At 69.0% G+C, this 7,005-nt stretch carries 7 protein-coding genes and 1 pseudogene; 2 read left to right on the forward strand and 6 right to left on the reverse strand.

Features of this window, described 5'->3' with window-relative positions; all coding sequences use genetic code 11:
• Together EQG76_RS02100 and EQG76_RS02105 are read right to left on the reverse strand one after the other, a co-directional pair.
• Positions 1 to 337 (reverse strand): spore coat protein U domain-containing protein (locus EQG76_RS02100; RefSeq protein WP_159710173.1); only part of this gene is annotated, 337 nt, incomplete at its 3' end.
• Positions 338 to 443: 106 nt separating this feature from the next.
• Positions 444 to 2,057, reverse strand: coding sequence for a response regulator (locus EQG76_RS02105; RefSeq protein WP_159710175.1), 1,614 nt, complete (start codon positions 2,055 to 2,057; stop codon positions 444 to 446).
• A 172-nt stretch (positions 2,058 to 2,229) separates the two neighbouring features.
• On the opposite strand from EQG76_RS02105, the gene EQG76_RS02110 reads away from it, so the two are divergent.
• Positions 2,230 to 2,571 carry a hypothetical protein gene (locus EQG76_RS02110; RefSeq protein WP_159710177.1) on the forward strand — a complete coding sequence of 114 codons (342 nt, stop codon included), beginning with the start codon at positions 2,230 to 2,232 and terminating at the stop codon, positions 2,569 to 2,571.
• A 66-nt stretch (positions 2,572 to 2,637) separates the two neighbouring features.
• Here EQG76_RS02110 and EQG76_RS02115 read toward each other — a convergent pair whose 3' ends face one another.
• The 3 genes from EQG76_RS02115 to speE form a co-directional block, all read right to left on the reverse strand.
• Positions 2,638 to 2,976 carry a hypothetical protein gene (locus tag EQG76_RS02115; protein WP_159710179.1) on the reverse strand — a complete coding sequence of 113 codons (339 nt, stop codon included), beginning with the start codon at positions 2,974 to 2,976 and terminating at the stop codon, positions 2,638 to 2,640.
• 211 nt (positions 2,977 to 3,187) lie between these two features.
• The gene (locus tag EQG76_RS02120; protein ID WP_159710181.1) at positions 3,188 to 4,678 is read right to left on the reverse strand and encodes a M81 family metallopeptidase; all 1,491 of its coding nucleotides are present in this window, start codon (positions 4,676 to 4,678) and stop codon (positions 3,188 to 3,190) included.
• Positions 4,679 to 4,698: 20 nt separating this feature from the next.
• On the reverse strand, positions 4,699 to 5,544 hold the full coding sequence (gene speE, locus EQG76_RS02125; protein WP_159710183.1) for a polyamine aminopropyltransferase: 846 nt from the start codon (positions 5,542 to 5,544) through the stop codon (positions 4,699 to 4,701).
• Between the two features lie 295 nt (positions 5,545 to 5,839).
• Here speE and EQG76_RS02130 point away from each other — a divergent pair, with 295 nt between their 5' ends.
• The gene (locus tag EQG76_RS02130; protein ID WP_159710185.1) at positions 5,840 to 6,352 is read left to right on the forward strand and encodes a DUF4142 domain-containing protein; all 513 of its coding nucleotides are present in this window, start codon (positions 5,840 to 5,842) and stop codon (positions 6,350 to 6,352) included.
• A gap of 60 nt (positions 6,353 to 6,412) precedes the next feature.
• Here EQG76_RS02130 and EQG76_RS02135 read toward each other — a convergent pair.
• Positions 6,413 to 7,005 (reverse strand): annotated as a pseudogene (locus EQG76_RS02135) (dihydroxy-acid dehydratase); the annotation flags it as partial.

Here is a 7,005-nt window from a genome sequence, read left to right on the forward strand (position 1 = left end):
TGCGGGTGGAGTTGCGGTAGAGCTGGTAGTTCAGCTCGTTGCTCCCCGACCGCATGCGCCGGGCGTTGATGCTGCCGCTGCCGCCGCCGTCCAGCTCGAAGACCAGGTTGCCGACCGGGCAGTTGGCGAACCCGATCTGGCCGTCCGTGTCGAGATGGGCGGTCTGGCCGGAGGTATAGGTGCCAAAGCTCATGGTGCCGCCGGTGAGCGAGCAGCTCGTCTGCACCACGGCCGAGACCGCGAGCGTTCCGGTGGTGGTCGGAGCCGGGGCCGGCCTGGGGGCCAGGGCGAGGCCGATCCCCAGCAGGCCGCCGGCCAGGCAAGCTGCACGCGTCATGGTCCGATCTCCTTGAACCGCCGTCGAGCACGGGCAAGCATTAATTCAACTTGTGGTTTATTCTCGCGGGAATCATGCGCTGGCAACGGGCTTGTCGTGAGCGGATTCAAGCCATGCAGGAATGATCGTCCTCGCGTGCCCGGCTGGCCCGCTCGCCCCAGAAGCGGACGGTCGAGAGCAGCTTCGGCCGGTCGATCGGCTTGGTGAGATAGGCGTCCATGCCGGCGGCACGGCCTGCCGCCTCGTCGTCGGCCAGGGCATCGGCGCTGAGCGCCACCACCGGCGTGGATCGCAGGTGCCGGTCGGCAAGCGCCCGGATCTGCCGGGTCGCCACCAGCCCGTCCATGCCAGGCATCTGCACGTCCATCAGCACTAGGTCGATGCCGCCGGACGCCACCTTGGCCACCGCCGCCGCACCATCGCCGACACTGCTCACCCGATGCCCGGCTTTGCCGAGGACGATCGTGGCCAGCTTGATGTTCACCGGGTTGTCGTCCGCGACCAGGACATGCAGGGGGCAGCCATCATGCTCCTGCACATCATGCCGGGTCCAAAAGCCTGATCGTTCCGGAGGTTGGACCAGCCGGATCAGGATCTGCATCAGCTCATCGTCGCTGAACGGCTCCGCGAGATAGGCGTCGAACCCCTGCTCGCGGGCCTGGGCGGCATCGCCACGCAGGCCGGAGCCGGCGATCCGCACCGTGCGCACCATCTGGCCGGCCTGAGCCCGCAGCTGTTCCAGCAGCGCCCGGGCATGGCCGGCCTCGACCATCTCACTGACGATCGCCAGGTCGAAGCGGGCGCCGCGGGTGCCGGCTTCCTGGATCTCGCGCAAGCCATCCGCCATTCCCGCGGCACCACGCACCGCCAGCCCCCAGCCGGCGGCGACCGTGCGCAGCCGCTCCCGCAAGGCCGCCCGCGGCTCCACCACCAGCAGCTCAAGACCGGCCAGGCTGACCGGCTCCGGGCCGGCCGGTGCTTCGGGAGCGGACCTGGCAGGCAGCTCGATGCGGAAGCTGGCGCCCCGCCCGGGGGCAGCATCCACGGCGAGCCGGCCGCCCATGGCACGGATCAGGCGCAGGCTCACCATCAGGCCCAGGCCGCTGCCGCCGAACTGCCGGGCAGTGGTCATGCCAGCTTGGCCGAAGCCGCTGAACAGCATGGCCATTCCGGCTGGGTCGAAGCCCCGCCCGGTGTCGCTGACCGACAGGACCAGAAGGTCGCCCGTCGCTCCTGGCACGTGGTCGAGCGCCACGGCGACCTGGCCGGTATCGGTGAACTTCACCGCATTGCCGATCAGGTTGACCAGGATCTGGCGCAGCCGGCCTGGATCGCCCCGCAGCCGCGCCGGCACGGCAGGATCGATAGCGAGGGTCAGGCCGATGCCCTTGGCCGACGCCTTCGGCCGGAAGGGGGCGACCGCCCGCTCCAGGATTAGGCGCGGATCAAAGGCAGTGTCGAGGAATGGCAGCCGGCCAGCCTCGGCCCGCGCCAGGTCGAGCATGTCGTTGATCACGGTCAGCAACGCTTCGGCGGAGCCGGTGATCGCTTCCACGCAGCCGCGCTGCTCCGGGCTGAGCTCGGTGTCGGCCAGGAGCCGGGTCATACCGAGCACGCCGTTCATCGGTTCGCGCAGCTCGTGGCTGAGCGCTGCCAGCACCGTCAGCGGCCGCTGGGTCCGCCGGCAGCGGCGCCGCCGACTGTTGCCGCGACCCGCCATCCTGGCGTCACCCCACCCAGCGCCCATGCCGCTCTCCGCTGTACCATCCAGAACCGGCATAGCGCTTATCGCGCAAAAGTTGAACCATCTGCAAAGGCAATGATTGAGATCACCAATTGATAGGATTATGTTCACGGAGCCGGGGATGGCCCGGCCAACAAGGACCAGCAAGATGGCCAAGCAGAAGCGAAACGCCCCAGTCGATCCCGCCAACCCCGACTCCGGCCAGGCCGCGGCACGCAAGCCGGTGCTGAAGAAGCCCAGGTTCGCGTTCGAGGATCTGGAAGCGCGTCACCAGTGGCTGTGGAAGCTGGCCTACAACGCGTTCGAGCAGCGCGTCACCAGTGCGGGCAGGCCGGCTGATACCCGGTTCGTGTTGCACCTGAGCGAGCTGCTGGGCCTGGGCCCGGCCGCGAACGACAACGGCAAGGGGCGCAGCGGCCTCGGCGCCTTCCTCGACGCCATGACGCCCGAGGAATTCGCCGAGTACAAGCAGCAGGATCAGCCCGGCTGAATTATTCGGACCGGCTTTCCTGCCGGCAGCGCCGCGGGTGGCAGCATCCGCGGCGCTGTTGCCCGTTCAGGCAGGGCGCACGATCAGGTCGAGCCCGTCCTGGTAGTAGAGGGTCAGGCCGTTGGCGAAGCTCACGAACTTGAACCCGGTCACGTCCGCACCCGACGCGGTGACATGGGCACCGGCCTCCCCCGTCCCGACGATCGCCTCGTCGGCCACCAGCCCCAGGGCGCGCAGGCCGCTGTCATTGTAGAGGACCACCTCGCCCCCGGCATCCTGGACGAGATCGCTCAGCGCCAGCTCGACCATCGGCACACCGCCGAGCTCGGCCGCAGGGTCGCCCGCCACGTCCAGCGGCCCCAGGTCCACCTCGTCCGCAAGCCAGTTGATCGCCGTGTCGCTCATCTTCTGACGCCCTGTCCAACCATACCCGAACCCGGGCCGACCGACGGATCCACCGCCCTCGGCCCAGCCTGCGTGCCTGTTGTCGCACTGATATGGTTAACGAAACGTTGCCACAAGCTGACTGACCGGGGCGCGGTGGCCAAAGCCGCCGCTAACCGTAGCTCCTCATACTCAAATATATCCCGGCCGGATATACCAGGGCCGACGTGACTCACGATTGCCCCGGCCGCCGGCGCACCCCTGCAGGCAGGTGGCGAAACGGCAGCAGGCCGGGATCGGCGGTATTCACGCCCGGTGCCGCCACCACCAGCACCTCGGCCGCGATCGGCTCGAACTCCGCGCGGAAATGCACGGAGCTCTTCAGGGCCAGGATCCGCTGGGCGGTAGGATCGACGCCCAGGTGGCGGAAGATGGCCGCGTCCGCTGCCTGCACCCGCCTGGTCGAGACCAGCACGCCGACCCCGTCCGGGCTGCCGGCGCGCAGGAACGCCATCGGGCCCAGGTCCATCCGGCTGCCGCGATACATGGGGCCGGTCGCGGTGAAGCGGCCATTGCCCAGGCGCTGCACGTACCAGTCGCCGGTGATCGGCGTCACACCGGCAGGGCCGAACCGTCCACCCAGCGGCAGGCCGCACAGCCAGGCACCGGCCCCGGCCGCATGCGCGGCCAGAGCCGCCTGCGGATCGGCCAGCAGCGCCAGCACCGCGTCCTCCGCGCGTGCCTCGATCAAGGCCGCGAGCAGGCCGGTCGTGTCGGAGGTACCTCCGCCGCCCGGATTGTCCTGCGTGTCCGCCAGCACCACCGGCCGGTCGCGCCGGCCGCCTTCCATTGCTGCCGCCACCGCCGCCTCCGCCGTCCACAGCCGGCCGGCAAAGTCGGGCTCTGCTGCAGCGAATGCCGCCGCGAGCTCGGCCACGGCCGCTTCGGCGTCCTCGGCCCGCGCGGCATAGGCCAGGAGCGAGGGCCCACCGCAGGCCGTGTCGCCCGGCGGGAAGCCCATGGCGATCGAGACGAAGCCGTCCAGCCGCGCCGCCAGCCGGTCGGCCAGACGGTAGAGGCCACCGGACGGCTCCGTCGTCGTGCACTGCCAGGGCAGCCCGATCAGGAAGTCCAGCTTGCGGTGCGCCTTGGCCAGCTTTTGGCCGCCGATCAGCCGCTCCAGCAGCGGCAGGCAGCGGGCACCGGTCTCGGCGATGTCGACATGCGGATAGGTACGGTACGCCACCAGCCCGTCGGCATGCCGCACCATGGCATCGGACACGTTGGCATGGAGATCCAGGGCCGCCACCAGCGGCGTGGTAGCGTGGAGGGCGCGGATCCGTGCCAGGAGCTCGCCCTCGCCATCCCCCAGCGCCTCGGTGATCATCGCCCCGTGCAGGTCGAGGAAGATGCCGTCGAGGGGCCCAGCCGCCGCCAGCTCCGCCAGCATCTCGTCGGCCAGGCGCTCGAACGCGTCGCTGGTTACCGGCCCGGACGGCCCGGCATTGGCCCAGACCAGCGGCACCAGCGTGTGGCCGCGCGCGGTGGCGGCGTCGATGAAGCCGGTGATCGCCAGGTTGATCCCGGCGACGTTCTCGAACATCTCGGGGCCGCGCTGGCGGGCCGGCCAGCCGTCGCTCTGCTCGAACGCGGTCCAGTCGGCCGGATGGGGCGCGAAGCTGTTGGTCTCGTGGTGCAGCCCGCCCACCGCGATCCGCGCCATGCCGGCGGCCCCTTCCGAGCCTAGTAGCCGACCCGGCGGATCATCCAGGCCGGATGAGCGAAGGCCGCGCGGTGGATCTCGGGCGTGTAGTAGCGCAGGCCGTCTGGCAACTGGCGCGCGGCCAGAGTCTGGGCGTCGACCAGGCGCAGGGCCGGATCGTCACTGGCAAAGCCCAGCGCCATGTTGCCGCCGATATAGGTGGGCACTGCCGCGAAATAATAGGTGACGTCGGCAAAGCCCGCGGCGCGCTGCCGGCTCTGGGTGAACTCCAGCTCATCCGGGTGAATCGACGGGTTGCCGCACTGGGTCGTCATCACCCCGCCCGGCTTCAGCATCCGCCGGCAGTCGCGGTAGAACTCCTCGGTGAACAGGACCGCACCCGGCCCCTGCGGGTCGGTGGAATCGACGATGATCACGTCGAACCGGTCCTTCGTCTCCTTCGCGTATTTCGCACCGTCCGCGATCGTCACCTTTGCCTTGGGGTGCTCGAACGCGCCGTCGGAGAGGGTCGGCAGATACTGCTTGCAGAACTCGATCACCCCGGCGTCGATCTCGACCTGGGTGATCCGCTGAACACCCGGATGCTTGATCGCCTCGCGCAGGCAGCCGCCATCGCCGCCACCGATGATCAGCACCTCTTCCGCCCGGCCATGGGCCAGGATCGGGGTGTGCACCAGCATCTCGTGGTAGACGAACTCGTCGGCCGTGGTGGTCTGCACCACGCCGTCCAGCGCCAGGACCCGGCCCCAGGCCTCGCTCTCGAACACGATCAGATCCTGGTGCTCGGTCTGGTTGTGGTAGAGCACCTCCTTCACCTTGATCTTCTGCGCCCAGTGCGGCCAGAGCGTCTCGGTGAACCAGTCCATCGGCGTTCTTCCCAAGCGGTGTCCCTTACGGTCGGCGCGGGTCTAGCAGACCCCGGCGCGTCCCGCCATGCCGCCCAGAGTACGGCCGCAAGATCCGGAACCGGAGACGCAGCCGCCGGGTTCTACCGCCGCAAGAACCTCGCAGACCGGCGGCGATGCCGGTCCGTTTCACCGGCAAGGGAGACAGTTGATGACCAAGCCATTGGTCGCTCTTACGGCCTCGGTGCTGCTCGCGTCCTCGCTCGCAGCTTGCGGATACTCCACCCAAATGCGGTCGGACACGGCAACCGACATCGTGACGCCTGCGAGCGCGGAGCTGCCCCCGGTCGAGACCTCGCCGGAGATCTTCGAGATCATCAACGCCAACTCGATCCCCGCCAAGGTGTTCGTGGAGAAGGCCGGGGTCGGCAACATGTTCGAGATCCAGGCCGGTCAGCTCGCCGCCGAAAAGGCCAGCAACCCGCTGGTGCGCACCTATGGCGAGCAGATGGTCCGCGACCATACCGCGCTCGGGCTGGAAATGAACAGCAAGGCCAGCATTGCCGGCAACGTCTTCACCGTGCCAGTGACCCTGGATGCAAAGCACCAGGCGATGATCGACCAGCTGAATGCAGCCTCGGGCGAGCAGTTCGACCAGCTCTACATCGAGATGATGCGCCAGTCGCATAAAGACACGTACGAGCTGTTCAACGCGATGGGCAATCGCGGCTCGCTGGGCAACTTCAACGAGCTGGCAACCGACAACAAGGAAATGATCCTGCATCACCTGGAGCAGGCCGACGCGATCGCGCAGCAGATCATGATGTGAGCCGGAAGCGGCCCGGCCACGGGCCGCTTCGCCCAGCTCGCGGGTCAGCCCGCGTCGCGGTCAGATGTCGGCGTAGACGTGCGCCTCCGCGGCACCGCCCGGATGGGTCACCGCGCCTTTCTCCGCCGAACCCACCGTCTGCGCGTATTTCCACAACGTGCCGGCCGTGTAGTACGAGGGGCGCGGCTGCCAGGTCTTCCGCCGGCCGTCCAGCTCCGCCTCGCTCAGTTCCACGTCCAGCGTGCCGGTCTCCGCGTCGATCACGATGATGTCGCCGTCGCGGATCAGGCCGATCGGCCCGCCAACCTGCGCTTCCGGCCCGACATGGCCGATGCAGAACCCGCGCGTGGCGCCGGAGAAGCGGCCGTCGGTGATCAGCGCCACGGCATCGCCCTTGCCCTGGCCGTAGAGCGCGGCGGTGACACCCAGCATCTCGCGCATGCCGGGCCCACCCTTGGGGCCCTCGTAGCGGATCACCAGCACCTCGCCGTCCTGATAGTTGCGCTCCTGGACCGCCTGCATGCAGTCCTCCTCGGAATCGAAGCAGCGCGCCGGCCCGCGGAACCGGAGATTGGCCAGGCCCGCGACCTTCACGATGGCGCCTTCGGGCGCCAGCGTGCCCTTCAGCCCGACCACGCCGCCCATGGGGCTGA

This window comes from Geminicoccus flavidas, from assembly GCF_009806515.1.
Lineage (GTDB): Bacteria > Pseudomonadota > Alphaproteobacteria > Geminicoccales > Geminicoccaceae > Geminicoccus > Geminicoccus flavidus.